Genomic DNA, 24479 nt, shown 5'->3' with positions numbered 1-24479 from the left:
GGATGACCACCGCACTGCTCCCCCTCCCCGCCCCCGCCGCCCGCATCGCCACCCTCGCCGGCGCCGCGGCCGCCCTCACCGGCACCCTCCTCCCCTGGACCTGGACCTCCGAATTCCCCGGCGACCTCACCGTCACCGGCTACCCCGGCGGCCTCCAGGTCCTCACCCTCACCGGCGCGATCCTCACCCTGCTCTTCGCCCTCACCGGCTACGGCATCCCCGGACTGCGCTGGCTCACCCCCGCCGGCACCAACAGCCCGGTCCGCCTCCTGGCCCTCGCCACCCTCGGCACCACCGGCTACACCATGGGCGCGATCTCCTACGAGCTCGGCGGCGTCGTCAACCTCGAACCGGGAGCCTGGGTCAGCGGCATCGGCGCACTCATCGCCGTCATCGCCTCCCTCGCCCTCCCCTACGACGTCCCGCCCTCCGCCGACGGCCCCGCGCCGAACGCCTGGCAGCGCTTCCGCAACAGCCTCGCCGCCCCGTCGGCCCCCCGCGCCAAGGCCCTCCCGGCCTGGGCCGAGATCATCATCATCGCGGTCGCCTTCGGCCTCGCGCTCTACGTCTTCACCTACGGGATCGACATCCCCACCGAGGACTCCGAACAGTTCATCGGCTTCCTCATCACCGCGGGCTTCGCCTTCACCGCCCTCACCCGCGCCGGACTCATCGCCCGGCTCACCGCGCTGACCTCGAAGCACCGCAACGTCACCCTCGCGGCCGCCCTCGTCGCCGCACTCTGCTTCCCCTTCACCCAGGACACCGCGGAATACGCCCTCATCGGCGTCAACATCCTCATCTTCGCGACCGTCGCCCTGGGCCTCAACGTCGTCGTCGGCCTCGCCGGCCTCCTCGACCTCGGCTACGTCGCCTTCCTCGGCGTCGGCGCCTACACCGCCGCCCTGGTCTCCGGCGCACCCCTCTCCGCGATCGGCGTCAAATTCCCCTTCTGGGCCGCCGTCCTCACCGGAGCGGTCGTCTCGATGATCTTCGGCGTCCTCATCGGCGCCCCCACCCTCCGGCTGCGCGGCGACTACCTCGCCATCGTCACCCTCGGCTTCGGTGAGATCTTCCGCGTCACCGTCAACAACCTCAACGGCAACAGCGGCCCCGACCTCACCAACGGCTCCCAGGGCATCCCCAGCATCCCCGACCTCAACCTGTTCGGGATCGACTTCGCCCTCAGCCACGACGTAGGACCCTTCACCCTCAGCAGGCCGGCCAACTACTACCTGCTGATGCTCGTCGTCACCGCCGTCGTCGTGCTCGTCTTCCGCCGCTCCGGGGAATCCCGCATCGGCCGCGCCTGGGTCGCCATCCGCGAGGACGAGACCGCGGCCACCGCCATGGGCATCAACGCCTTCCGGCTCAAGCTGCTCGCCTTCGCCCTCGGCGCCACACTGGCCGGCCTCGCCGGCACCGTACAGGCACACGTCAACTACACCGTGACGCCCGAGCAGTACCAGTTCGCCGGCTCCGTGCCGCCGAACTCCGCGTTCCTCCTCGCCGCCGTCATCCTCGGCGGCATGGGAACCCTCAGCGGACCCTTCGTCGGCGCCGCACTGCTCTACCTCATCCCGGCGAAGCTCCAGTTCATGCAGGACTACCAGCTGTTCCTCTTCGGCATCGCGCTCGTCCTCCTGATGCGCTTCCGGCCCGAGGGCCTGGTCGCCGACCGCAGGAAGCAGCTCGAATTCCACGAGAACGACCAGCTCGACGTGCCCACACCCCGGAAGTCCGACGAGACGGACGCCGGCATCGCCAAGGCGGGGGCGTAACACCATGACCACCACCACAGAGACCGCCACCGGGACGACCGTCCTGGACGCCAGCGGGGTCACCATGCGCTTCGGCGGCCTCACCGCCGTCCGCGACGTCGACCTCCAGGTCAACAGCGGCGAGATCGTCGGCCTCATCGGCCCCAACGGCGCCGGCAAGACCACCTTCTTCAACTGCCTCACCGGCCTGTACGTCCCCACCGAGGGCAAGGTCAGCTACAAGGGCACCGTCCTGCCACCCAAGCCCCACCTCGTCACCAAGGCCGGCATCGCCCGCACCTTCCAGAACATCCGGCTCTTCGCCAACATGACCGTCCTGGAGAACGTCCTCGTCGGACGCCACACCAGGACCAAGGAAGGGCTCTGGTCGGCGCTGCTCCACCTCCCCGGCTACCGGGCCGCGGAGAACTCCAGCCGCGAACGCGCCATGGAACTCCTGGAGTTCATCGGCCTCCAGGACAAGGCCGACCACCTCGCGCGCAACCTCCCCTACGGAGACCAGCGCAAGCTGGAAATCGCCCGCGCGCTCGCCAGCGACCCCGGACTCCTCCTCCTGGACGAGCCCACCGCCGGCATGAACCCGCAGGAGACCCGCGTCACCGAAGAGCTCATCTTCGCGATCCGGGACCAGGGCATCGCCGTGCTCGTCATCGAGCACGACATGCGCTTCATCTTCAACCTCTGCGACCGCGTCGCCTGCCTCGTCCAGGGCGAGAAACTGGTCGAGGGCACCGCCTCCGAGGTCCAGAGCGACGAGCGCGTCATCGCCGCCTACCTCGGCACCCCCTTCGAAGGCGCCCCCGGCGCCGACGAGGTCGCCGAGGTCGAGAAGGCGGAAGCGAGCGCCACCACCACGAGCACGGAAGAGGAGGACAACCGATGACCGCACTGCTGGAGGTCGAGGACCTCCGCGTCGCCTACGGCAAGATCGAAGCCGTCAAGGGCATCTCGTTCACCGTCGAGGCCGGCCAGGTGGTCACCCTCATCGGCACCAACGGCGCCGGCAAGACCACCACCCTGCGCACCCTCTCCGGGCTGCTCAAACCCCTCGCCGGACGCATCCTCTTCGAAGGCGAACCGCTCACCAACATCCCCGCACACAAGATCGTCTCCCTGGGCCTCGCCCACTCCCCCGAGGGCCGGCACATCTTCCCCCGGCTGACGATCACGGAGAACCTGCTGCTCGGCGCGTACCTCCGCAACGACAAGGCGGGCATCGAGAAGGACGTCCAGCGCGCCTACGAGCTCTTCCCCATTCTCGGGGAACGCCGGAAGCAGGCCGCCGGAACGCTCTCCGGCGGCGAGCAGCAGATGCTCGCCATGGGCAGGGCGATGATGTCCCAGCCCAAGCTGCTCATGCTGGACGAGCCCTCCATGGGGCTCTCGCCGATCATGATGCAGAAGATCATGGAGACCATCGTGGAACTCCGTGCCTCCGGCACGACGATCCTCCTGGTCGAGCAGAACGCCCAGGCCGCGCTGTCCCTGGCCGACCAGGGTCATGTCATGGAGATCGGCAAGATCGTCCTCTCGGGGACCGGCCGGGACCTCCTCCACGACGAGTCCGTCCGCAAGGCGTACCTGGGCGAGGACTGAGCGCTCACGCGTACGAGAAAGGCCCGCGCCTCCGTGGCGCGGGCCTTTCCTGTGCTGTACGGGGCCTACTCGGCGGCCTTCTTCTTCTCCTCGGCGTCCTCGATCAGGGCCTCGGCGAGCTGCTGCATCGACAGTCGGCGGTCCATGGACGTCTTCTGGATCCACCGGAACGCCTCCGGCTCGGAGAGCCCGTAGTCCGTCTGGAGGATGCTCTTCGCCCGGTCCACCAGCTTCCGCGTCTCCAGCCGCTGGGCGAGGTCGGCGACCTCGTCCTCCAGGGCCTTCAGCTCGGAGAACCGGGACACGGCCATCTCGATCGCCGGGACGACGTCGCTCTTGCTGAACGGCTTCACGAGGTACGCCATCGCCCCGGCGTCCCGGGCCCGCTCCACGAGGTCGCGCTGCGAGAACGCGGTGAGCATGAGGACCGGGGCGATGGACTCCTCGGCGATCTTCTCGGCGGCGGAGATCCCGTCGAGGACCGGCATCTTCACGTCGAGGATGACCAGATCCGGCTTGTGCTCCCGCGCCAGCTCGACGGCCTGCTGCCCGTCCCCGGCCTCCCCGACGACGGAGTACCCCTCCTCTTCGAGCATCTCCTTGAGGTCGAGGCGGATGAGCGCTTCGTCCTCGGCGATGACGACACGGGTCGTCAGCGGCGGAACGTGCGACTTGTCGTCATCGGCGACGGGCTGGGGCGACTCGGGGGTGGTCACGGGGGCTCCTTGTTCCAGGACAGGACTGCTGCCTCTGAGCCTACCTAGCTTCGCCGCAGCAACGGGACCCGGTACACTGCTGCACAGCTCCCACCTTGCCCGGTTGGAGGAACTGGTCATACTCGCGGTGCTCAAACCACCGTGCCTTCGGGCATGTGGGTTCGAATCCCACACCGGGCACATACAAAGCGGATGTTCACGTTCTCGTGAACATCCGCTTTTTGCTGCGTGGGGCAGGTTCGGGGCGTTCATCCTATTCACGTGAACGTGTACGAAACGGAATTACGACAGAGGGCCCTCACCCTTCTCCGCGGCGGAGCCCGCAATGCGGACGTCGCACGAGAACTGAACGTTCCCGCCGGAACGATCGGCTCGTGGCTGTACGCAGATCGCAGACGGCGCGGAATCCCCTCCCAACGGCCCGCCGACTGCCCACAGTGCACAGGCGGGGAATTTGATCGCCTCGCCTACGCATATCTGCTCGGGCTCTACCTCGGAGACGGCTGCATCAGCCAGGGCAGGCGAGGTGTCTACGCACTCCGCATCGCCTGCGCCGACGCATGGCCCGGGATCATGGACGCGTGCGCCGAAGCCATGCAAATCATTCGACCAGCCAACAAGGTGTTCCGGGTACAGCGGCAGGGCTGCCAGTACGTGACGTGCCTCAGCAAGCACTGGACCTGCCTGTTCCCCCAGCACGGCCCCGGCAAGAAGCACGACCGCCACATCGCTCTGGCCGAGTGGCAACAAGAAATCGTGGACGCCCATCCCTGGGAGTTCATCAGTGGTTTGATCCACTCCGACGGCTGCCGCATCACCAACTGGGCGACCCGCCTCGTCCGTGGCGAGCGACGGCGCTACGAGTACCCGCGCTACTTCTTCACCAATCTGTCGGCCGACATCCTGAGGCTCTACACCGACACGCTCGACCGGGTCGGCGTCGAGTGGAAGGACACCAACGGCAAGAACATCTCCGTCGCCCGACGGGCGTCCGTCGCTCTCATGGACGCTCACGTCGGGCCGAAATACTGAGCCGCCCCGCTACTTCGGGCTGTCGTCCTCGCCGATGTGGTGCACGCGCACCAGATTCGTGGAGCCCGCGACACCCGGCGGGGAGCCCGCCGTGATGACCACGACGTCGCCCTTCCGGCAGCGGCCGATCTTCAGGAGTTCCTCGTCCACCTGGGCGACCATCGCGTCCGTCGAGTCCACGTGCGGGCCCAGGAACGTTTCGACGCCCCAGGTCAGGTTGAGCTGCGAACGCGTCGCCGGGTCCGGGGTGAAGGCCAGAAGGGGGATCGGCGAGCGGTAACGCGACAACCGCTTCACCGTGTCGCCGCTCTGCGTGAAGGCCACCAGGAACTTCGCGCCGAGGAAGTCGCCCATCTCCGCCGCCGCGCGGGCCACCGCGCCGCCCTGGGTGCGGGGCTTGTTCCGGTCCGTCAGCGGCGGGAGCCCCTTCGCGAGGATGTCCTCCTCGGCCGCCTCCACGATGCGGGCCATCGTGCGGACCGTCTCGATCGCGTACTTGCCGACGCTCGTCTCGCCGGAGAGCATCACCGCGTCCGTGCCGTCGATGATCGCGTTCGCGACGTCGGACGCCTCGGCGCGGGTGGGCCGGGAGTTGTCGATCATCGAGTCGAGCATCTGCGTCGCCACGATGACCGGCTTCGCGTTGCGCTTGGCGAGCTTGATCGCGCGCTTCTGGACGATCGGCACCTGCTCCAGCGGCATTTCGACGCCCAGGTCGCCGCGGGCGACCATGATGCCGTCGAAGGCGGCGACGATGTCCTCGATGTTCTCGACGGCCTGCGGCTTCTCGACCTTGGCGATGACGGGGAGGCGGCGGCCCTCCTCGTCCATGACGCGGTGGACGTCCTCGATGTCGCGGCCGCTGCGGACGAAGGAGAGGGCGATGATGTCGGCGCCCGTGCGGATGGCCCAGCGCAGGTCCTCGATGTCCTTCTCGGAGAGCGCGGGGACGGAGACGGCGACACCGGGGAGGTTGAGGCCCTTGTGGTCGGAGACCATGCCGCCCTCGACCACGGTGGTGCGGACGCGGGGGCCGTCGACCTCGATGACCTCCAGGGTGACGCGGCCGTCGTCGATCAGGATGCGCTCACCGGGGGTGACGTCCGCGGCGAGGCCGTCGTACGTCGTGCCGCAGCCGTTGCGGTCGCCCTCCATCGGCTCGACGGTGATGGTGAAGTCGTCGCCGCGTTCAAGGAGTACGGGTCCTTCGCGGAAGCGTCCGAGGCGGATCTTCGGGCCTTGAAGGTCGGCGAGGACGCCGACGCTGCGGTGCGCCTCGTCGGACGCTTTGCGCACGCGTTGATAGCGCTCTTCGTGTTCGGCGTAGCTGCCGTGGCTGAGGTTGAGGCGGGCGATGTCCATTCCCGCCTCTACCAGGGCCTTGATCTGGTCGTATGAGTCGGTTGCGGGTCCCAGGGTGCAAACGATTTTGGCTCGGCGCATGGTGCGAGCCTAGACCTTACCTATGGGTAGGTAATTGGCTCCGCATGACTGTCCAACCACCTTTGCGTGAAGGGTTATTGACAAGTGTTGAATTGTGCGGCGGCGCGCTCTGATGAGCACGCGCCGCCGTCCCCGTGGGCGGTGATTCAGAGTTTCGGCGGGGTCATGGTGAAGCGGGCGTTCACCTGCGCGTACACGGTCTGGCGCTGCGGTTCGAGGTCGATGGCGGGCGGGGCTCCGGCGGCCGCGCCGGGTGCCTGGGGCGGGGCGCCGTAGCCGCCGGCCCTGGCGTACGCGACGGGCGGGGCGGCGTTCTCCGCGCCTATGTCGGCGAGTTCGACCAGCGCGGCGAGTTCCGCGCCGAGCGCTCCGGCGTATTCGCGGGCGCGCTGGACGGCTTCGCGGACGGCCTGGCGGCGGGCGTCGCCGTGGGCGGGCGAGTCGGGGCGCAGGGCCCACCAGGGTCCGCTGACCTGGGTCATCTCCAGGTCGCCGACGCGGGTGATGAATTCACCGAGGACGGTGAAGTCGTTGAGGGTGGTGTTGATGTAGACGCGTCCGTGGTAGGCGCGGATCTTCTCGTCGCGGCCGCGCTGGGTGAGTTCGGGGCTGACGAAGAGGGAGCCGGTTTCGAGCTTTTCGATGGCGTCGCCGTAGGTGCGGGCGAGTTCGAGGACGGTGGTGTTGCGGCGGGTGAGGTCTTCGAGTGCGGCGCGGCGGTCCTTGCCGCGGGCGGTGACGGTGAGGGAGAGGCGGGCGATCTCGGGGTCGACTTGGAGGCGGGCTTCGCCTCGGACGGCGACGCGGGGCTGGTCCGGGGTGCCAAAGGGCTGCGCGGGCTCGGTCATGGGTCCACTGTGGCATCCGGGCGTGACAGTGGGGGGGTGTGTACGGCCGGACGCCGTCCTGTCGATGTGTGGTCATGGAACGGAAACCTGCCGGGGGTGTTGCCGGAGGTGGCGCCCGGGTGATTATCTACGCGCGTCGCTGGACGGCGTACGACAGAACTTCGCACCAGGTGAACCGAAATGTGGGAGACGAGATGCCGCTGAACCGAAGGACGTTCCTGGGGACATCGGCCGCGGCCGGCGCGGGTGCGGTGGTGGTGGGCGGCGCCGCGTCGCCCGCCCAGGCGCACGGGCGTGGGCACGGTCATGGTCACGGGCGTCCGCAGAAGCGGTACTCGTTCACCGTGATGGGGACGACGGACCTGCACGGGAACGTCTTCAACTGGGACTACTTCACGGATGCCGAGTTCGACGACAAGGACCACAACGACGTCGGTCTGGCGAAGATCTCGACGCTGGTGGAGCAGGTGCGGCGCGAGAAGGGCCGTCACAACACCCTGATGATCGACGCGGGTGACACGATCCAGGGGACGCAGCTCTCGTACTACTACGCGAAGATCGACCCGATCACGGCGAAGCGTGGTCCGGTGCACCCGATGGCGCAGGCGATGAACGCGATCGGGTACGACGCGGCGGCGCTGGGGAACCATGAGTTCAACTACGGGATTCCGGTGCTGCGGAAGTTCGAGGAGCAGTGTGATTTCCCGCTGCTCGGGGCGAACGCGCTGGACGCGAAGACGCTGCGGCCGGCGTTCGCGCCGTACGTCATCAAGAAGCTGCGGACGCAGCACGGCCGGGATGTGAAGGTGGCGGTCCTGGGGCTGACGAACCCGGGGATCGCGATCTGGGACAAGGCGAACGTGAGCGGGAAGATCGTGTTCCCGGGTCTTGAGGAGCAGGCGGCGAAGTATGTGCCGCGGCTGCGTTCGATGGGCGCGGACGTGGTGATCGTGTCGGCGCACTCGGGGAACAGCGGGACGTCGTCGTACGGGGACCAGATTCCGTACGTGGAGAACGCGGCGGGTCTGGTGGCGGAGCAGGTGCCGGGGATCGACGCGATCCTGGTGGGTCACGCGCACCTGGAGATTCCCGAGTACTTCGTGGAGAACAAGGAGACCGGGAAGAAGGTCGTGCTCTCGGAGCCGTTGAAGTGGGGGCAGCGGCTGACGCTGTTCGACTTCGAGGTGGTGTGGGAGAAGGGCCGCTGGGTGGTCGAGAAGGCCGGTTCGCGGGTGTTGAACTCGAACACGGCGGCGGAGGACCGGAAGATCACGAAGCTGCTGGCGGACGAGCACCGGAAGGTCGTGGCGTACGTCAACCAGGTGATCGGTACGGCGGCGTCGGAGATGACCACGGCGGAGGCGGCGTGGAAGGACGAGCCGATCATCGATCTGATCAACGTCGTCCAGGCGGAGACGGTGAAGGCGGCGCTGGCGGGTGGTGAGTACGCGGAGCTGCCGGTGCTGTCGCAGGCGTCGTGCTTCTCGCGTACGGCGCGGATTCCGGCCGGGAACGTGACGATCAAGGACGCGGCGGGTCTGTATCCGTTCGAGAACACGCTGGAGGCGCGTCTGGTGACGGGTGCGCAGATCCTGGACTACCTGGAGTTCTCGGCGAGGTACTACGTGCAGACGGCGGCGGGTGCTCCGGTGGATCCGGAGAAGCTGACGAATGCGGACAGCACTCCGGACTACAACTACGACGCGGTGTCGGGTCTGACGTATGACATCGACATCGCGAAGCCGGTGGGTTCGCGGATCGTGAATCTGTCGTTCGAGGGGAAGCCGCTCGACCCGAAGGCGCAGTTCGTGCTGGCGGTGAACAACTACCGGGCGAGCGGGGGCGGCAATTTCCCGCATGTTCCGGCGGCGAAGCAGCTGTGGGCGAATTCGGAGGAGATCCGGAACACGATCATCGGCTGGGTGCAGGCGAAGGGTTCGGTGGACGGTGCGGAGTTCGCTTCGGTGGACTGGAAACTGACGCGGGACGGGGTGCCGGTGTTCTAGGGGCGCCTGTACGGGTGTGACGGCGGCCCCCTTTCCTTCCGCGGGTGCGGGGGGAAAGGGGGCCGCTGTGGCGTGTGTCAGCGGGTGCCGAGGAGGGTGCGCCAGGTGTTGGGGCCGATGACGCCGTCGGCGGTGAGGTGGTACTTCTTCTGGAAGGCGAGGGTCGCGGCCTTGGTCTTGGCGCCGAAGCTGCCGTCGACGGCGAGGGAGTAGCCGTAGACCTTGAGCTGGTTCTGGGCTGCCTTGACGGCGTTGCCCTTGGTGCCGTACTTGACGACGACGATGAGCTTGGACCAGGTGTTGGGGCCGATGACGCCGTCGGCGGCGAGGCCGTGGGCCTTCTGGAAGCGGATGACGGCGGCGCGTGTCGCGGGGCCGAAGCTGCTGTCGGCGGCGATGGAGTAGCCGCGCGCGATGAGGAGTTGCTGGGCGGAGCGGACGTCGGTGCCCTTGGAGCCGCTCTTGAGGACGGGCCAGGCGGCGCTGGGGGTGGAGGGCGTGCTGCTGCCTCCGCCGCTGCTGCTTCCGCTGAGCTTGAGGGGGCGGTAGGGGTCGTAGTTGTCCTTGCCGATGCCGTAGCTCAGGGTGCGGTGGGTGGTGCCGTGGGAGCCGCGCTGTTCGTAGGCCCAGTAGGAGCTGTGGGAGGAGTTGGCCCACTTCTCGAAGATGACGACGTGGCGGAAGTCGCCGTCGCTGGTGCTGGCGTCGATGAGGAGGTCGCCCTTTTTGAGCTGGCTGGTGCTGCTGAGGTGCTTGGTGACGCCGCTGGCGGAGCTGGCGAGGCCGACGGTGTTGAGGCCGGGCTTGCCGAGTGCGAGTGCCATGGAGACGAAGCCGGAGCAGTCCTGGCGGTAGCCGTCCTTCCAGACGCGCTGCATGCTGTAGGGGACCTGGTGGCCGCCGTTGGCGGTGAGCCAGGTGCGGGCCCGGTTGATCATGGTGTCGGGCGACATGGTGCCGGTGGCCATGGAGGCTATCTGGTCGGCCTGGGTGACGAGGTCGCTGTCGGCCTCGGGTTCGGGGCCGTAGTCGGTGTCTCTGGTGGCGGCGACGGTCTTCTGGTCGGTGGTGTCGTCGGTGAGCGACGGTACGACGACGACGGCGGCGGCGATTCCCGCGGCGACGAGGCCGGCGAGGGCGATCTGTGTGCGGCGTGTGATGGACATGGGTCCCCCGATGTGAGTCCAGGCGCGGCACACGGTCCGACGGCGCCCACTGGTGGGGGGGTGCTGTCGTTCTTGGTGTGCCGCCTGAGGTGGCTGACGGGGCACCACGATGGCAAGTGGGGGGGCGTCGGACCAGTGTTGTGCGAAAGCCGCACCCGGTAGTGACGTGACCTCAACAATGTCGGCGATTGGTGGGCGGCTTGTCTCGGGGGCCGGGTGGGTCAGTTGTTGTGGGCGAGGGGGACGAGGGTGGGTTGCTGGGTGGGGATGGCGGGCTGGGTGAGGCCGAAGGTGGTGAAGGCGGTGCGCTTCGGGAGGGGATACGGGGTGGTGCCGGTGAGGTCGTTGAGGATGGTGGCACTGCGCCAGGCGGCGAGGCCGAGGTCGGGGGCGCCGACGCCGTGGGTGTGGCGTTCGGCGTTCTGTACGTAGATGTGGCCGGTGACCGCGGGGCCGAGGTCGAGGCGGTGGTGGGCGTCGACGCGGGGGCGGCCGGCGGCGTCGCGGCGGAGGTGGGGGGCGAGGTGGTGGAGGAGGGTGTCGAGGGGGCGTTCGCGGTAGCCGGTGGCGAGGACGACGGCGTCGGTGGTGAGGCGGGTGCGGGTGCCCTGTTGGGTGTGTTCGAGGTGGAGTTCGACGCGGGTGTTGGCGACGCGTCCGGCGGTGCGGACGGTGACGCCGGGGGTGAGGGTGGCGTCGGGCCAGCCGCCGTGGAGGGTGCGGCGGTAGAGCTCGTCGTGGAGGGCGGCGATGGTGTCGTGGTCGATGCCCTTGTGGAGTTGCCACTGCTGGGGGACGAGGGTGTCGCGGACGGTTTCGGGGAGGGCGTGGAAGTAGCGGGTGTAGTCGGGGGTGAAGTGTTCGAGGCCGAGTTTGGAGTACTCCATGGGCGCGAAGGCGGGGGTGCGGGCGAGCCAGTGGAGCCCTTCGTTGCCGGTGGGGCGGGCGCGGAGGAGGTCGAGGAAGATCTCGGCGCCGGACTGTCCTGAGCCGATGACCGTGATGTGGCGGGCCTGGAGGAGGCGGTCGCGGTGCTGGAGGTAGTCGGCGGAGTGGATGACGGGGGCGGTGCCGGTGTCGGTGAGGGGTTTGAGAGGTTCGGGGATGTGGGGTTCGGTGCCGATGCCGAGGGCGATGTGGCGGGTGTGGGTGCGGCCGAGTGATTCGGCTTCGCCGTGGGCGTCGAGCTGGGTGTGGTCGACGTCGAAGCGGGCGGTCTGGGGGTCCCAGCGGATGGCGTCGGCCTGGTGGCCGAAGTGGAGGCCGGGGAGCTGGGTGCTGACCCAGCGGCAGTAGGCGTCGTATTCGGCGCGGTGGATGTGGAAGCGCTCGGCGAAGTAGAAGGGGTAGAGGCGGTCCTGGGTGCGTTGGTAGTTGAGGAAGGTCCAGGGGCTGGTGGGGTCGGCGAGGGTGACGAGGTCGGCGAGGAAGGGGACTTGGAGGGTGGCGCCTTCGATGAGGAGTCCGGGGTGCCAGTGGAAGGCGGGGCGCTGTTCGTAGAAGGCGGTGGTGAGGGGGGTGGGGAGGCCGTGGGCGAGGGCGGCGAGGGAGAGGTTGAAGGGGCCGATGCCGATGCCGACGAGGTCGTGGGTGCGGAGGGGGTCGGGGGTGGCCGGGGCGGCGGTCATCGGAGGGTGCTGCCTTCCTTGAGTTCGGCGGTGAGGTGGGTGACGAGGGCGAGGAGGCGGTGGAGGTCGTCGGGGGTGGTGTGGGGGTTGAGGAGGGTGGCCTTGAGCCAGAGGCGGCCGTGGGTGTGGGTGCGGCCGAGTACGGCGTGGCCGCGGGTGAGGAGGGTGCGGCGGATGGTGGCGACGGTGTGGTCGTCGGCGTCGGTGGGGCGGAAGAGGACGGTGCTGATGGTGGGGCGGTCGTGGAGTTCGAGGCCGGGGGTGGCGGTGATGAGGTCGGCGAGGGTGTGCGCGGCGGCGCAGGTGCGGTCGATGAGGTCGGCGAGTCCGGTGCGGCCGAGGGCGCGGAGGGTGACGGCGATCTTGAGGACGTCGGGGCGGCGGGTGGTGCGCAGGGAGCGGCCGAGGAGGTCGGGGAGGCCGGCTTCGGTGTCGTCGTCGGCGTTGAGGTAGGGGGCTTGGTGGTGGAGGGCGTGGAGGTGGTGGCGGTCGGGGACGGCGAGGATGCCGGCGGAGGCGGGCTGCCAGCCGAGTTTGTGGAGGTCGAGGGTGACGCTGTCGGCGCGGTCGAGGCCGTCGAGGAGGGGGCGGTGGGCGGGGCTGAGGAGGAGGGGTCCGCCGTAGGCGGCGTCGATGTGGAGTTCGGCGCCGTGGCGGGCGCAGAGGTCGGCGATCTCGGCGAGGGGGTCGATCTGGCCGGTGTCGGTGGTGCCGGCGGTGGCGGTGACGAGGAGGGGGCCCTGTCCTTGGTTGCGGGCGAGGAGCTCGTGGAGCGCGGGGATGTCGATGGTGCCGTTCGGGGCGGGCACGGTGAGGGGTTCGGGGAGGCCGAGGAGCCAGGCGGCGCGGGTGAAGCTGTGGTGGGCGTTGGTGCCGGTGATGGTCTGGACGGGGCCGTGGCGTTCGCGGGCGAGGAGGAGGCCGAGTTGGTTGGCCTCGGTGCCGCCGGTGGTGATGAGGGCGTCGGGTGCGGGGTGGCCGGGGTAGACCTCGGCGGCGAGTGCGGCGGTGGTGTCGGCTTCGAGGGTGGAGGCGGCGGGGGCCTGGTCCCAGGAGTCCATGGAGGGGTTGAGGGCGGAGGCGGCGAGGTCGGCGGCGGCCGCGAGGGCGAGGGGCGGGGTGTGGAGGTGGGCGGCGCAGAGGGGGTCGGCGGGGTCGGCGGCGCCTTCGGTGAGGGCTTGGACGAGGGTGGCGAGGGCGTGGTGGGCGCCGGTGCCCTGGTCCGGGATGAGGGGGGTGAGGACGGTGCGGGTGCGGGGGGTGACGGTGTCGGGTCCGCCTGCGGGGAGGGGGCCGGCGCGGCGTCGGGCGCCTTCGGCGAGGGCGGTGAGGACGGTGTCGAGGAGGGGGCGCAGGGCGTCGGGTCCGGTGGTGGACCCGGCGAGGGGTGGTACGGGCATGGGGCGGGGGTCCTTCGGGCGCGCGGGGACGGGCTGCGGGCATGGGTGTGCGTGCCAGCTTGTCCGGGTTTCGGGTGGCGCGGCCGGGGACCGGGTGATCTGAACTCGAAAGGGTGGCGGGGTGCGGGTGGGGGTGTGGTGTCGGGGGTCGGGGTGGTAGGGCCTGCCCTGAGGGCGTGCGGTGGTACGCGTGTGCCCGGCGCGCTCCTCGTGGTGAGGGGCGGGCCGGGCACGGGTGGTGCGGGTGGGGTCAGTTGGCGTTGCGTACGTTCAGGGCGCGGCGCAGGTCGTCGATCTGGTCGGTGAGCTTGCGGCGGAGGGCCGGGGTGAGGGCGGGGTCGTTCAGGGCCTCTTCGCCGGTGCGGAGGCTGTCGGCGTCGACGGCGTGGGCGGGGAAGGCGTGGTGTCCGGCGGCTTCGGCGATGGCGGGGCCGCGGCGGGCGGCGAGCTGGGCGGCCTCGGGGTAGTAGCGGGGCACGTATGCGCGTACGAGGTCGGTCTGTTCGGGCTGCCAGAAGCCCTGGGCGGTGGCCGTGAAGAGGTAGTTGGAGAGGCTGTCGTCGTGGAACATCGCGTCCCAGGCGGTGGCCTTGGCCTCGGGGGTGGGCAGGGCGGCGCGGCAGCGGGCGGCGCCTTCCTGGCCGGTGGCGCTGGGGTCGTCCTCCAGGGCCGCGTCGATGGCGGTCTCGTCGGTGGCGCCGAGGACGGCGAGGCGGGTGAGGATGCGCCAGCGCAGTTCGGGGTCGAGTTCGGGTCCGCCGGGGACGGTGTCGTCGGCGAGCCAGCCCTGGATGGTGTCGGGTTGGGTGGCGGCGTCGATGAGGTGGCGGACGGCGGTGAGGCGCAGTCCGGGGTGGGTGCCGTCCTCGGTGCGGCGGATGAGGTCGCGGCAGAGGGAGGCGATCGTGGCGAGGGCGGCGGGCCGGTCCTCGGGGGCGGTGTAGCGGCCGGCGACCTGGGTGTCCGCGAAGGCGAGGACGCCCTGGAGGAGGGCGAGGTCGGTCTCGTACGGGAGGTGGGCGCGGGCGGCTTCGAGGTAGGTGGTGGGGGCGAGTTCGGCGTCGCGGACCATGTCGCGGGCGGCGTTCCAGACGACGGCGCGGGTGAGGGCGTCGGGGATGCCGGAGAGGCTGTCCAGGACGGTGTTCCAGGAGTGCGGGTCGAACCGGATCTTGGCGTAGGTGAGGTCTTCGTCGTTGGGGACGACGAGGGCGGGGCGGCGGCCGGGGCGGGTGACGGGGGCTTCCTCGGGGATGCCGGCGTCGAAGCGTTCGCGCAGGACGAGGGGGGTGGGCCCGTGCTGGGTGTCGAGGCTGTGGTCGTACACGCCGACGCTGATGCGGTGGGGGCGGGTGCCCCGGTGGTCGACGGTGAGCGACCAGGTGGTGTCGGTCTCGGTGGTGTGCGCGGCGAGGGTGTCGACGCCGGTGGTGCGGAGCCACTGTTCGGCCCAGGCGTGGACGTCCCGGTCGGTGGCCGAGGCGAGGTTGTCGATGAAGTCGGCGAGGGTGGCGTTGCCGAACTTGTGGCGGGCGAAGTGGGTGTTGATGCCCGCGAGGAAGTCCTTCTCGCCGAGCCAGGCGACGAGCTGGCGCAGGGCGGAGGCGCCCTTGGCGTAGGAGATGCCGTCGAAGTTGAGGAGTGCGGAGGCGGTGTCGGGGACGTCGGCCGGGTCGGGGGCGACGGGGTGGGTGGAGGGGCGCTGGTCGGCGTCGTATCCCCAGCCCTTGCGGGCTACGCCGAAGTCGACCCAGGTGTCGGTGAACCTGGTTGCTTCGGCGAGGGTCTGGTAGCCCATGTACTCGGCGAAGGACTCGTTGAGCCAGATGTCGTCCCACCAGGCGAGGGTGACGAGGTCGCCGAACCACATGTGGGCCATCTCGTGGGCGATGACCATGCCGCGGGTCTGGCGTTCGGTGTCGGTGACGGCCGAGCGGTAGACGAACTCGTCGCGGAAGGTGACGAGTCCGGGGTTCTCCATGGCGCCGGCGTTGAACTCGGGGACGAACGCCTGGTCGTAGGAGTCGAAGGGGTACGGCTCGGTGAACTTCTCCTGGAACCGGTCGAAGCAGGCCCGGGTGATGTCGAGGATCTCGTCGGCGTCGGCGTCGAGGTGGGGGGCGAGGGAGCGGCGGCAGTGGATGCCGAAGGGCAGTCCGGCGTGCTCGGTGGTCACGGAGTGCCAGGGGCCGGCGGCGACGGCGACGAGGTACGTGGAGAGCGGCGGGGTGGGGGCGATGGTCCAGCGGCCGTCGCCGGTGTGCTCGGTGACGCCGTTGCCGAGGACGGTCCAGCCTTCGGGGGCGGTGACGGTGAGGGCGAAGACCGATTTGAGGTCGGGCTGGTCGAATGCGGCGAAGACCCGCTGGACGTCCTCCATGAAGAGCTGGGTGTAGACGTATGTCTCGTTGTCGCTGGGGTCGGTGAAGCGGTGCATGCCCTCGCCGGTGCGGGAGTAGCGCATGGCGGCGTCGACGCGGATCTCGTGCGGTCCGGCCGTGAGGGCGGTGAGGGGGTACCGGTTCCCGGTGAGGTCCGCGGGGTCCAGCGGCTGCCCGTCGAGGGTGATCGAGCGCAGGGTGGCGGGCTTGAGCTCGATGAAGGTGTCACCGGCCGCGCGGGCGGTGAACTCGATCACGGCACGGGAGTCGAAGGTCTCCTCCCCCGCGGTGAGATCGAGTTCGATCGTGTATCGCTGTACGTCGAGGATCTGGGCTCGGGCCTGCGCTTCATCGCGCGTCAGTACGGACATGGGGACATGCTGCCGTATCGCCGCGGCGGCGCGCAGGCGGGTTCCGCTGGGGGCGGACGGCCGCGGAGGCGGCCGGGGCCGGGGCGGAAAACCCCTCTATCGCTCCCCGGCCGCCTCCGTGCCGTTCGCGGACTCGTCCGCGATGCGTTCGTGGTGGCGGATGACCTCCGCGACGATGAAGTTGAGCAGCTTCTCGGCGAAGGCCGGGTCGAGGTGGGCGCTCTCCGCGAGCTCGCGGAGACGGGTGATCTGGCGGGCCTCGCGGGCCGGGTCGGCCGGGGGGAGCTGGTGGGCGGCCTTGAGGTGGCCGACCTGCTGGGTGCACTTGAAGCGTTCGGCCAGCATGTGGACGACGGCGGCGTCGATGTTGTCGATGCTCTGGCGCAGCCGGTCGAGTTCGACGCGTACGGAGGCGTCGATGTCGTTCGTGGTCATGGGCAGCGAGCTTACGGGGCTACGAGGTGATTGTCGGTGGGTGTTCGGGGTCCGGGACGCGGTCGCTCCAGCCGCCCGGGACCGTACGCCCCTGCTGTTCGCGGAAGCGGACCGGGGCGATGCCGACGCGCCGGGCGAAGAGACGGGAGAAGTAGGCCGGGTCGTCGTAGCCGACCCGGCGGGCGACGGCCGCGACCGGCAGGTCGCTCGTGGCGAGGAGCTCCTTCGCGCGCCCGAGCCGGATGGTGAGGAGGTAGTCCTTCGGGCTGCATCCCGCGCCCCGGCGCACCGCCGTCCGCAGTTCGGCGGAGGTCATCCCGTGCCGGGCGGCGTGCTCCGCGACGGACAGCGGCTGGAAGGCGTCCCGGGCGAGCGCCTGGAGCACCGGGTCGCCGTCGGGGCCGACGTCGGCGCGGGCCCGGCGCAGGGCGACGAGGAGTTCGTGCACGGCGGCCCCCGTCTCGACCTCCAGGAGCGGGTTGCCGCGCCGGGCCGCCCGGACCATCCGGCCGATCGCGGCGCGCGGGGCGGCGGTGTCGGCGAGGGGGACCAGGGGGCGGTCGGGCTCGATGTAGCCGAGCTCGGTGTACGTGGCGGTGGCGGGCCCGGTGAAGTCCACGAAGCTCTCGTCCCAGCCGGTCGCGGGGTCGGCGCCGTAGTGGTGCGGGGTGCCCGGGGTCAGCCAGATGAGGCTGGGCGCGGTGACCGGGACCCGCCGCCCGTCCGGCCCGGCGAACCAGCCGCTGCCCGAGTGGACGACGACGGCCACATGGTGGTCCAGGGTGCGCGGGCCGACCGTCGGCAGGGTGCCGTGCTGGAGGCCGACGCCGAGGCAGACGAGACCGAGGCGGTGGTGGAGCGGGCTGGGCGTGAAGAAGCGCATCCAGGTGTGGTACATCGGCCTCTTCCTCCCCGGTCCGGCCCTCTGGTCAGGCAACACGCGTCCAAACAGCCAAGATCTTTGTCCATGGACCGGCCGCACGCCAGGGCTGAGGCTGGACCGAGACATTCCGCGCATCGGGAGAACGGGCACCATGGCTGACTTCACCGTCGGGGACGACGGCTTCCGGATCGACGGGGAGCCCGTACGGCTGCTGTCCGGGGCGCTGCACTACTTCCGGGTGCACGAGGGCCAGTGGGACCACCGGCTCGCGATGCTGCGGGCGATGGGCCTGAACTGTGTGGAGACGTACGTCCCGTGGAATCTCCACGAGCCCCGGTCCGGCCGCTTCCGGGACACCGGGGCGCTGGGCCGCTTCCTGGACGCGGCGCACCGGGCCGGTCTGTGGGCGATCGTGCGCCCGGGCCCGTACATCTGCGCGGAGTGGGAGAACGGCGGTCTGCCCGCCTGGGTGACCGGGCGGTTCGGGCGCCGGGTGCGGACCCGCGACGAGGGCTATCTCGACGCGGTCCGAGCCTGGTTCGCGGAGCTGCTGCCGCAGGTCGCCGAGCGGGAGATCCACCGCGGCGGCCCGGTGATCATGGTGCAGGCCGAGAACGAGTACGGGAGTTACGGCACCGACGCCGTCTACCTGCGCCGGGTGGCGGAGCTCCTGCGCGCGTACGGGGTGAGCGTGCCGCTGTTCACCTCGGACGGGCCGGAGGACCACATGCTCACCGGCGGTTCGGTGCCCGGCCTCCTCGCCACCGCCAACTTCGGTTCGGGCGCCCGCGAGGCGTTCCGGGTGCTGCGCCGCCACCAGGCGTCGGGTCCGCTGATGTGCATGGAGTTCTGGTGCGGCTGGTTCGAGCACTGGGGCGCGCCGCCGGTGGTGCGGGATCCGGCTCAGGCCGCCGGTGCGCTGGCGGAGATCCTGGAGTGCGGGGCGTCGGTGAACGTCTACATGGCGCACGGCGGTACGAACTTCGCCGGATGGGCGGGCGCGAACCGATCCGGCCCGCTCCAGGACCAGGAGCTGCTGCCGACGGTGACGTCGTACGACTACGACGCGCCGGTGGACGAGTACGGCCGGGCCACGGAGAAGTTCCGGCTGTTCCGGAAGGTCCTCGCCGGATACGCGGACGGGCCGCTGCCCCCGCTGCCTCCCGAGCCGGTCGGGCCGGCCGCCCCGGTCCGGGCGGAGCTGACCGAGTGGGCGCCGCTGAACGCGGTGCTGGAGGCGCTGGGCGACGAGGAGGCGGAGTCCGGGGTGCCGCCGACGTTCGAGGAGTTGGGCGTGGACCGCGGCCTGGTCCGCTACCGGGTCGCCGTGCCGGGTCCGCGCCGCCCGTACCCGCTGGGCGTCTCGGGGCTGCGGGACCGTGCGGTGGTGTACGTGGACGGGGTGCGCCGGGGCGTCCTGAGCGAGGGGGCCGCCACCCTGGAGGAGCCGGTGGCCGGGCCCGCCGACGTGGAGCTGTGGGTGGAGTCGCTGGGCCGGGTCAATTACGGGCCGCGCCTGGGCGAACCGAAGGGCATCACCGGGGGCGTGCTGCACGAGCGCCAGTATCTGCACGGGGTGCGGGCGCGGGCGCTCCGGCTCGACGCGTTCGAGGAGCCGGGCGCGGTGGCGGGCGTGCCGTTCGCGCCGGTCGACGGGGAGGGCGGGACGGGCCTGTACCGGGGCACGTTCGAGCTGACGGCCGGGGCGGACCACGCGGGGCTCGAACTCCCGGGCTGGACGCGGGGGTTCGTCTGGGTGAACGGCTTCTGCCTGGGCCGGTACTGGTCGGCGGGCCCGCAGCACACGCTGTACGTGCCGGGTCCGGTGCTGCGGGACGGGGTCAACGAGGTGTGGGTGCTGGAGACGGAGGGCGCGGGCGCGCCGTTCGTCGAGCTGGGCCCGGGGCTGCCGGTCCGTACCGGCTGACAACCCCGGGACGCCCTTCTCCCGTCTACATTGGTGAGGAGTCGGGCCCGGAGCGAGGAGCGGGGGTGCGGACATGCCGGACAGCCCCCGCCGCAGCCCGGTCGCGCACGGGTTCCCGCATCTGGAGACGGTCCGCTCGGCGATCACCGCGCTGTACCGGAGGCTGTCGGCGGACGGCGTCCAGCAGTTCGCGACGAGCCTCGCCCCGGTCGACGCCGCGTTCGCCGACGCGGACGATCTGCACCTGGGCGCGCAGCGGGTGGCGCGGGCGATGGTGCACCACTACCGGCTGCCGGACGCCCGGGTGATCGTGGCGTTCCGGTCGATGGAGCACGCGGGCAGCGTCGAACTCGCGGCGGGGCCGGAGTACTTCGTGGAGCTGAACGACCGCTTCGCACCCATCGCCGGGACATCGGGGCGGCCCTGTCGCACGAGGTCGCCCATGTGCTGCTGCACCGGCTGGGCCTGGAGTTCCCCGGCACCCGCGACAACGAGATCCTGACCGACACGGCGGCGGCCTACCTGGGGGCGGGGTGGCTGCTCCTCGACGCGTTCCGCGAGGACGCGACGTCCAGCCAGAAGCTGGGGTACCTGACGCCGGAGGAGTTCGGGTACGTGCTGGCCGAGCGGGCGCTGGTGTTCGGCGAGGACCCCTCGCCGTGGTTCACCAGTCCGCAGGCGTACACCGCGTACACGGAGGGGCGGGCGCGGGCGCTGCGGGATGCGGCGCGGGCGCCGCTGACGGCTGCGGGGTGGGCGGGGCGGCGGCGCTATGCGCGGGACCGGCGGACCGGGTCCGGGGGGCCCGGGGGGTCGTACGCCTTCGAGGCGGGCGAGGACGGGTTGCGGGTGGCGTTCCCGTGCCCCGTCTGCCACCAGCGGAACCGGGTTCCGGTGCGGGGGCGGGTGCGGGTGCGGTGCGCGCTGTGTCGCGCGGTGCTGGATTGCACGACGTGACCGGTCACCGCGCACGCGCCGGAGGGGCGAAATCAAGCCCCTCCGGCGATTGAGGAGCGGGGGTCCGGGGGCAGCGCCCCCGGGGGTGTTACGCGGCGCGGCGGCTGCGCTGCGCCGCGCCCCGGGGGGCACCGGTGCTGCGGGAGGCACCGGTGCTGCGGGACGCACCGGCCCCTCGGCCCCGGCCGCGGCTGCCCGAGCGAGTGCCCGTGCCTGCCGGCCGCGTGCGCGGCTTCGGCTGCGTCGGCTGCGGGACCTCTATGACGACCGCGACTCCGGACGGTTCGCGGGCGCCCGTGATACGGGTCAGCTCCTCGTCGCTGGAGCGGATGCGGGTGGTGCGCGGGTCGATGCCCGCGTCGCGCATCAGACGGGTCATGTCCCGCTTCTCGTCGGGCAGGACGAGGGTGACGACACTGCCGGACTCACCGGCACGGGCCGTGCGGCCGCCCCGGTGGAGGTAGTCCTTGTGGTCGGTGGGGGGGTCCACGTTGACCACGAGGTCGAGGTCGTCCACGTGGATGCCGCGGGCCGCCACGTTCGTCGCGACGAGCGCCGTGACCTGGCCGTTCTTGAACTGGTCCAGGGTCCGGTTGCGCTGCGGCTGCGAGCGCCCGCCGTGCAGCGCGGCAGCGCGTACCCCACTGGCGAGCAGCCGCTTGGCGAAACGGTCCGCCGCGCGCTTGGTGTCCACGAACATGATCACGCGACCCTCGCGGGCGGCGATCCGTGTCGCGACGGCCTTCTTGTCGGTCTCGTCCAGGACATGGAGGACGTGGTGCTCCATGGTGGTGACCGCACCGGCGGACGGGTCGACCGAGTGCACGACGGGGTCGGTCAGGAACATCTTGACCAGGCGGTCGATGTTCTTGTCCAGGGTCGCGGAGAACAGCATCCGCTGGCCGCCCGCCTCGACCTGCCTGAGCAGGGCGGTGACCTGGGGCATGAAGCCCATGTCGGCCATCTGGTCGGCCTCGTCCAGGACCGTGATCGCGACCTGGTCCAGGCGGCAGTCGCCGCGCTCGATGAGGTCCTTGAGCCGGCCCGGGGTCGCCACCAGCACCTCGGCGCCGCGCCGCAGCGTGGCGGACTGCCGGGTGATCGACATGCCGCCGACGACGGTGGCCAGCCGCAGGTTGACCGAGGTGGCGTACGGGGTCAGCGCGTCGGTGACCTGCTGGGCGAGCTCGCGGGTCGGGACGAGGACGAGGACCAGGGGTGCCTTCGGCTCGGCGCGGCGGCCGGCGGTGCGGGCCAGGAGCGCGAGCCCGAAGGCGAGGGTCTTGCCGGAGCCGGTGCGGCCCCGGCCGAGGATGTCACGGCCGGCCAGCGAGTTGGGCAGTGTGGCGCCCTGGATCGGGAACGGCTCGGTCACGCCCTGCGCGGCAAGGGTCTTCAGCAGGGCTGCGGGCATGTCCAGCTCGGCGAACGCCTCAACGGCGGGCAGTGCGGGGGTGATGGTCTCGGGCAGCGCGAATTCGCCCTGCGGCGGCGTGGCCCTGCGACGGGGCGACGCCTTTCCGGTTCCCTTGCCGGAACCCTGTGCGGTTGCCTGTGCCCGGTCCGTGCCGCGCGCCCTGGACGGGCGGTTGCGAGCGGGACGGTCCTGGCGTTCGGAGCGGGTCATATCGGGATTGTCCTCCTGGGACAGCACGAGCCGGGGCCCGCACCTTGACGGTGCGGGCCCCGGCTGCGAGGTACGCGTCCGGCGAAAATTAGGCCGGGACGATGTTCTCCGCCTGCGGGCCCTTCTGGCCCTGCGTGACGTCGAAGCTGACCTTCTGGCCCTCGACGAGCTCACGGAAGCCCTGGGCGTTGATGTTCGAGTAGTGGGCGAAGACGTCGGCGCCGCCGCCGTCCTGCTCGATGAAGCCGAAGCCCTTTTCAGAGTTGAACCACTTCACGGTTCCAGTAGCCATGTCGATCTCCTAAGGAGGTGCAGTGCCGGAAATTCGCACTTTACGAATTCCAAGTCGCCGCATTGAGCCCCATCCGGAGAAAGCCGGAAAACAATAAAGCGCCTGACGAAGCATTCCCGTCAGGCGCACATAAAGTTCATGGGTACCAAAACTGCAACACGACCACCGTAGCACGAGCAGCCGCCGGATGTCGGGAGGAGGGTCGGTCAGCCTTCGTTGCCCCGGCGGATCGTGCGCAGCGGGCGGCCGGGACGCCAGGTGCTGATGACGAGGGTGTCGCCGCCCTCCAGGCCGACCCGCACCACCTCGGTGGGCTCGACGCGGAACAGGTGGAAGGGCTCGGGCGGGGTGCGCTCCTCGATGAAGCGGGCGAGGACGGCGGGGTCGGTCACCTCGACGGCGCGTCCGGAGATCCGGACGTCCCCGTCGGCCATCACGGCGTCGGGCCCGGGGTTGGCGTGCACGCAGAAGCGGGGGTCGCGGCGCAGGTCGAGGGCCTTGCGGGAGTTCGGCATCATGCCGAGGTGCGGCTCGTCCTCCCAGAAGTCCACCTCCAGGCCGGTGAGCCGGGGCGACCCGTCCCGGCGGAGGGTGGCGAGGACATGGTGCTTGTACGGCGCGAACCTCCGTCGCACGGTGTCGGCGAAGTCGGGCTCGGCGGTGCGGAAGTCGGTCCAGGTGCTTGTGGTCATGGGCCCATGGAACCGGAGAATCCCGTCATCCTCTGTCAGGTATTGAGGTCTGACACGATGAGCGCATGCGGAATGATCACTTCACGGAGCGCTCGCGCGCCCTGGTGCGGCGGCTGCATCCCCTGGACTGGCTGGCCGGAGGGCTGCTGCTGCTCGGGGTGATCGCCGCGGCGACCGGGCTGCTGCCGTCCGGGCCCGCGCAGGACCAGCTGCGGCGCATCGGGCCGCTGCTCGCGTTCCTGGCGACGGTGATCGTGCTGGCGGAGCTGGCGGGCCGGGCGCAGGTCTTCGACGTGGTCGCGGCGTGGGTGGCGCGGGCCGGGCGGGGGCGGTATCCGCTGCTGTTCGGGCTGTGCGTGGCGTTCGCCTCGCTGACCACGATCACCCTGAACCTCGACACGACCGCCGTGCTGCTCACCCCGGTGATGCTGGCGCTGGCCGGGCGGGTGGGCATCGCGGCGGTGCCGCTGGCGATGACGACGGTGTGGCTGGCCAACACGGCGAGCCTGCTGCTCCCCGTATCGAATCTGACCAATCTGCTTGCGGCGGACCGGGTGGCGCTGTCCCCGGCCGGTCTGGCCGCCGTGATGTGGCTGCCGCAGCTGGCCGCGATCGGGATGACGGCGCTGTGCCTGTGGGTCTTCTACTGGCGCCGGGGGCGGCGGGGCGCCGACACGTACACCCCGCCGGAGGTGCCGTCGCCCGACGACCGGGTGCTGCTGGGCGTCTGCTCGGTGGCGTGTGCCGGGTTCCTGCTGGCGATCCTGGTGGTGGACGTGCCGCTCTGGTCGGCCTCGCTGGTGGCGATGGTCGTCGTGGTGGGGGCGTACGCGGTGCGGCGGCGCGAGGAGCTGCGGCTCTCGCTGGTCCCGTGGCGGCTGCTGGTCCTGGTGCCGGGGATGTTCCTGGTGGTGGAGACCGTCAACGCGCACGGGCTGCACGAGGTGCTGGTGCGGGCGCTCGGCTCGGACGACGGCCTCGTGGGCATGCTCCGCACCGCCGGGGTGGGCGCGGGGCTCGCCAACGTACTGAACAACCTTCCGGCGTACGTGGCGGGCGAGGCGGTCGTCCCGGCGGACAACCACCACCAGCTGCTGGCCCTGCTGATCGGGGTCAACGCGGGCCCGCTGGTCACCCCGTGGGGGTCGCTGGCGACGCTCCTGTGGTTCGAGCGGTGCCGGTTCCAGGGGACGCGGATCGGTGTACGGCGCTTCGCGCTGACCGGCCTGGTCCTCGCGGTGACGGCGACGGCGGCGGCGACCTGCGCGCTGGCGCTGACCGCCTGAGCCACCTGCCCC

Annotated in this window: 19 protein-coding genes, 1 tRNA gene and 1 pseudogene; 9 read left to right on the top strand and 12 right to left on the bottom strand. The window is 70.8% G+C overall.

Annotated features, from left to right (window positions below; all coding sequences use genetic code 11):
• Positions 1-2: 2 nt before the first annotated feature.
• The 3 genes from OG867_RS24970 to OG867_RS24960 are packed head-to-tail and all read left to right on the top strand — an operon-like array spanning position 3 to position 3377.
• A complete protein-coding gene (locus OG867_RS24970; protein ID WP_328899684.1) occupies positions 3-1781 on the top strand; it encodes a branched-chain amino acid ABC transporter permease in 1779 nt (592 codons plus the stop codon).
• Positions 1782-1785: 4 nt separating this feature from the next.
• Positions 1786-2664, top strand: a complete 879-nt coding sequence (locus OG867_RS24965; RefSeq protein WP_328899685.1) for an ABC transporter ATP-binding protein — start codon at positions 1786-1788, stop codon at positions 2662-2664.
• Positions 2661-3377, top strand: coding sequence for an ABC transporter ATP-binding protein (locus tag OG867_RS24960; RefSeq protein ID WP_406288631.1), 717 nt, complete (start codon positions 2661-2663; stop codon positions 3375-3377). Before OG867_RS24965 ends, OG867_RS24960 begins: the two co-directional genes overlap by 4 nt.
• A gap of 65 nt (positions 3378-3442) precedes the next feature.
• Here the strand turns inward: OG867_RS24960 and OG867_RS24955 are convergent, their stop codons facing one another.
• Positions 3443-4093, bottom strand: a complete 651-nt coding sequence (locus tag OG867_RS24955; protein ID WP_406288629.1) for an ANTAR domain-containing response regulator — start codon at positions 4091-4093, stop codon at positions 3443-3445.
• A gap of 97 nt (positions 4094-4190) precedes the next feature.
• Between OG867_RS24955 and OG867_RS24950 the strand changes: the two genes are divergently transcribed.
• Together OG867_RS24950 and OG867_RS24945 are read left to right on the top strand one after the other, a co-directional pair.
• Positions 4191-4273: transfer RNA gene (locus OG867_RS24950), tRNA-Leu, on the top strand.
• 81 nt (positions 4274-4354) lie between these two features.
• Positions 4355-5125 carry a transcriptional regulator gene (locus OG867_RS24945; RefSeq protein ID WP_406288627.1) on the top strand — a complete coding sequence of 257 codons (771 nt, stop codon included), beginning with the start codon at positions 4355-4357 and terminating at the stop codon, positions 5123-5125.
• 9 nt (positions 5126-5134) lie between these two features.
• Here the strand turns inward: OG867_RS24945 and pyk are convergent, their stop codons facing one another.
• The gene (gene pyk / locus OG867_RS24940; protein ID WP_406288625.1) at positions 5135-6568 is read right to left on the bottom strand and encodes a pyruvate kinase; all 1434 of its coding nucleotides are present in this window, start codon (positions 6566-6568) and stop codon (positions 5135-5137) included.
• 146 nt (positions 6569-6714) lie between these two features.
• Positions 6715-7416 (bottom strand): SIMPL domain-containing protein, encoded by a 702-nt coding sequence (locus OG867_RS24935; RefSeq protein WP_328899689.1) that lies wholly within the window; start codon positions 7414-7416, stop codon positions 6715-6717.
• 194 nt (positions 7417-7610) lie between these two features.
• Here OG867_RS24935 and OG867_RS24930 point away from each other — a divergent pair, with 194 nt between their 5' ends.
• Complete coding sequence (locus OG867_RS24930) at positions 7611-9422, top strand: bifunctional metallophosphatase/5'-nucleotidase (RefSeq protein ID WP_406288622.1); 1812 nt, start codon at positions 7611-7613, stop codon at positions 9420-9422.
• 77 nt (positions 9423-9499) lie between these two features.
• Here OG867_RS24930 and OG867_RS24925 read toward each other — a convergent pair whose 3' ends face one another.
• From OG867_RS24925 to OG867_RS24900, 6 genes are all read right to left on the bottom strand, one after another.
• The gene (locus tag OG867_RS24925) at positions 9500-10588 is read right to left on the bottom strand and encodes a peptidoglycan-binding protein (RefSeq protein ID WP_328899691.1); all 1089 of its coding nucleotides are present in this window, start codon (positions 10586-10588) and stop codon (positions 9500-9502) included.
• Between the two features lie 221 nt (positions 10589-10809).
• Complete coding sequence (locus OG867_RS24920; protein ID WP_328899692.1) at positions 10810-12216, bottom strand: SidA/IucD/PvdA family monooxygenase; 1407 nt, start codon at positions 12214-12216, stop codon at positions 10810-10812.
• Positions 12213-13616 carry a pyridoxal phosphate-dependent decarboxylase family protein gene (locus OG867_RS24915; RefSeq protein WP_406288619.1) on the bottom strand — a complete coding sequence of 468 codons (1404 nt, stop codon included), beginning with the start codon at positions 13614-13616 and terminating at the stop codon, positions 12213-12215. The genes OG867_RS24920 and OG867_RS24915 overlap by 4 nt, the downstream gene beginning before the upstream one ends.
• 250 nt (positions 13617-13866) lie before the next feature.
• A complete protein-coding gene (gene pepN, locus OG867_RS24910) occupies positions 13867-16368 on the bottom strand; it encodes an aminopeptidase N (protein ID WP_406288616.1) in 2502 nt (833 codons plus the stop codon).
• Between the two features lie 96 nt (positions 16369-16464).
• Complete coding sequence (locus OG867_RS24905) at positions 16465-16803, bottom strand: chorismate mutase (protein WP_328899695.1); 339 nt, start codon at positions 16801-16803, stop codon at positions 16465-16467.
• Positions 16804-16822: 19 nt separating this feature from the next.
• On the bottom strand, positions 16823-17701 hold the full coding sequence (locus OG867_RS24900) for an AraC family transcriptional regulator (RefSeq protein WP_161206568.1): 879 nt from the start codon (positions 17699-17701) through the stop codon (positions 16823-16825).
• A gap of 136 nt (positions 17702-17837) precedes the next feature.
• Here OG867_RS24900 and OG867_RS24895 point away from each other — a divergent pair, with 136 nt between their 5' ends.
• Positions 17838-19613 carry a glycoside hydrolase family 35 protein gene (locus OG867_RS24895; RefSeq protein ID WP_406288612.1) on the top strand — a complete coding sequence of 592 codons (1776 nt, stop codon included), beginning with the start codon at positions 17838-17840 and terminating at the stop codon, positions 19611-19613.
• Between the two features lie 73 nt (positions 19614-19686).
• Positions 19687-20570: pseudogene (locus OG867_RS24890) on the top strand (hypothetical protein).
• Positions 20571-20658: 88 nt separating this feature from the next.
• On the opposite strand, the gene OG867_RS24885 reads toward OG867_RS24890, so the two are convergent.
• The 3 genes from OG867_RS24885 to OG867_RS24875 all read right to left on the bottom strand — a co-directional run bounded on the left by OG867_RS24885 (position 20659) and on the right by OG867_RS24875 (position 23181).
• Positions 20659-22197, bottom strand: coding sequence for a DEAD/DEAH box helicase (locus tag OG867_RS24885; RefSeq protein ID WP_406288610.1), 1539 nt, complete (start codon positions 22195-22197; stop codon positions 20659-20661).
• Between the two features lie 88 nt (positions 22198-22285).
• Entirely contained in the window at positions 22286-22489 is a 204-nt protein-coding gene (locus OG867_RS24880; protein WP_018104519.1) for a cold-shock protein, read from the bottom strand.
• Between the two features lie 206 nt (positions 22490-22695).
• Positions 22696-23181 carry a pyridoxamine 5'-phosphate oxidase family protein gene (locus tag OG867_RS24875; protein WP_406288607.1) on the bottom strand — a complete coding sequence of 162 codons (486 nt, stop codon included), beginning with the start codon at positions 23179-23181 and terminating at the stop codon, positions 22696-22698.
• A 65-nt stretch (positions 23182-23246) separates the two neighbouring features.
• Here OG867_RS24875 and OG867_RS24870 point away from each other — a divergent pair, with 65 nt between their 5' ends.
• Positions 23247-24467 carry an SLC13 family permease gene (locus tag OG867_RS24870; RefSeq protein ID WP_328899700.1) on the top strand — a complete coding sequence of 407 codons (1221 nt, stop codon included), beginning with the start codon at positions 23247-23249 and terminating at the stop codon, positions 24465-24467.
• Positions 24468-24479: the final 12 nt, after the last annotated feature.

It is taken from the genome of Streptomyces sp. NBC_00209 (genome assembly GCF_045206345.1).
In the GTDB taxonomy this organism is placed as follows: Bacteria; Actinomycetota; Actinomycetes; order Streptomycetales; family Streptomycetaceae; genus Streptomyces.
Note: the sequence above shows the minus strand (reverse complement) of the source record. Positions and strands in the feature narration are given on the sequence as shown.

Coding starts and splice junctions, on each gene's coding strand:
- pepN (WP_406288616.1), bottom strand. CDS start 16,368: ATGTCCGTACTGACGCGCGATGAAGCGCAGGCCCGAGCCCAGATCCTC.
- OG867_RS24900 (WP_161206568.1), bottom strand. CDS start 17,701: ATGTACCACACCTGGATGCGCTTCTTCACGCCCAGCCCGCTCCACCAC.
- OG867_RS24895 (WP_406288612.1), top strand. CDS start 17,838: ATGGCTGACTTCACCGTCGGGGACGACGGCTTCCGGATCGACGGGGAG.
- OG867_RS24875 (WP_406288607.1), bottom strand. CDS start 23,181: ATGACCACAAGCACCTGGACCGACTTCCGCACCGCCGAGCCCGACTTC.
- OG867_RS24920 (WP_328899692.1), bottom strand. CDS start 12,216: ATGACCGCCGCCCCGGCCACCCCCGACCCCCTCCGCACCCACGACCTC.
- OG867_RS24915 (WP_406288619.1), bottom strand. CDS start 13,616: ATGCCCGTACCACCCCTCGCCGGGTCCACCACCGGACCCGACGCCCTG.
- OG867_RS24965 (WP_328899685.1), top strand. CDS start 1,786: ATGACCACCACCACAGAGACCGCCACCGGGACGACCGTCCTGGACGCC.
- OG867_RS24885 (WP_406288610.1), bottom strand. CDS start 22,197: ATGACCCGCTCCGAACGCCAGGACCGTCCCGCTCGCAACCGCCCGTCC.
- OG867_RS24970 (WP_328899684.1), top strand. CDS start 3: ATGACCACCGCACTGCTCCCCCTCCCCGCCCCCGCCGCCCGCATCGCC.
- OG867_RS24870 (WP_328899700.1), top strand. CDS start 23,247: ATGCGGAATGATCACTTCACGGAGCGCTCGCGCGCCCTGGTGCGGCGG.
- OG867_RS24925 (WP_328899691.1), bottom strand. CDS start 10,588: ATGTCCATCACACGCCGCACACAGATCGCCCTCGCCGGCCTCGTCGCC.
- OG867_RS24935 (WP_328899689.1), bottom strand. CDS start 7,416: ATGACCGAGCCCGCGCAGCCCTTTGGCACCCCGGACCAGCCCCGCGTC.
- OG867_RS24930 (WP_406288622.1), top strand. CDS start 7,611: ATGCCGCTGAACCGAAGGACGTTCCTGGGGACATCGGCCGCGGCCGGC.
- OG867_RS24905 (WP_328899695.1), bottom strand. CDS start 16,803: ATGACCACGAACGACATCGACGCCTCCGTACGCGTCGAACTCGACCGG.
- OG867_RS24880 (WP_018104519.1), bottom strand. CDS start 22,489: ATGGCTACTGGAACCGTGAAGTGGTTCAACTCTGAAAAGGGCTTCGGC.
- pyk (WP_406288625.1), bottom strand. CDS start 6,568: ATGCGCCGAGCCAAAATCGTTTGCACCCTGGGACCCGCAACCGACTCA.
- OG867_RS24960 (WP_406288631.1), top strand. CDS start 2,661: ATGACCGCACTGCTGGAGGTCGAGGACCTCCGCGTCGCCTACGGCAAG.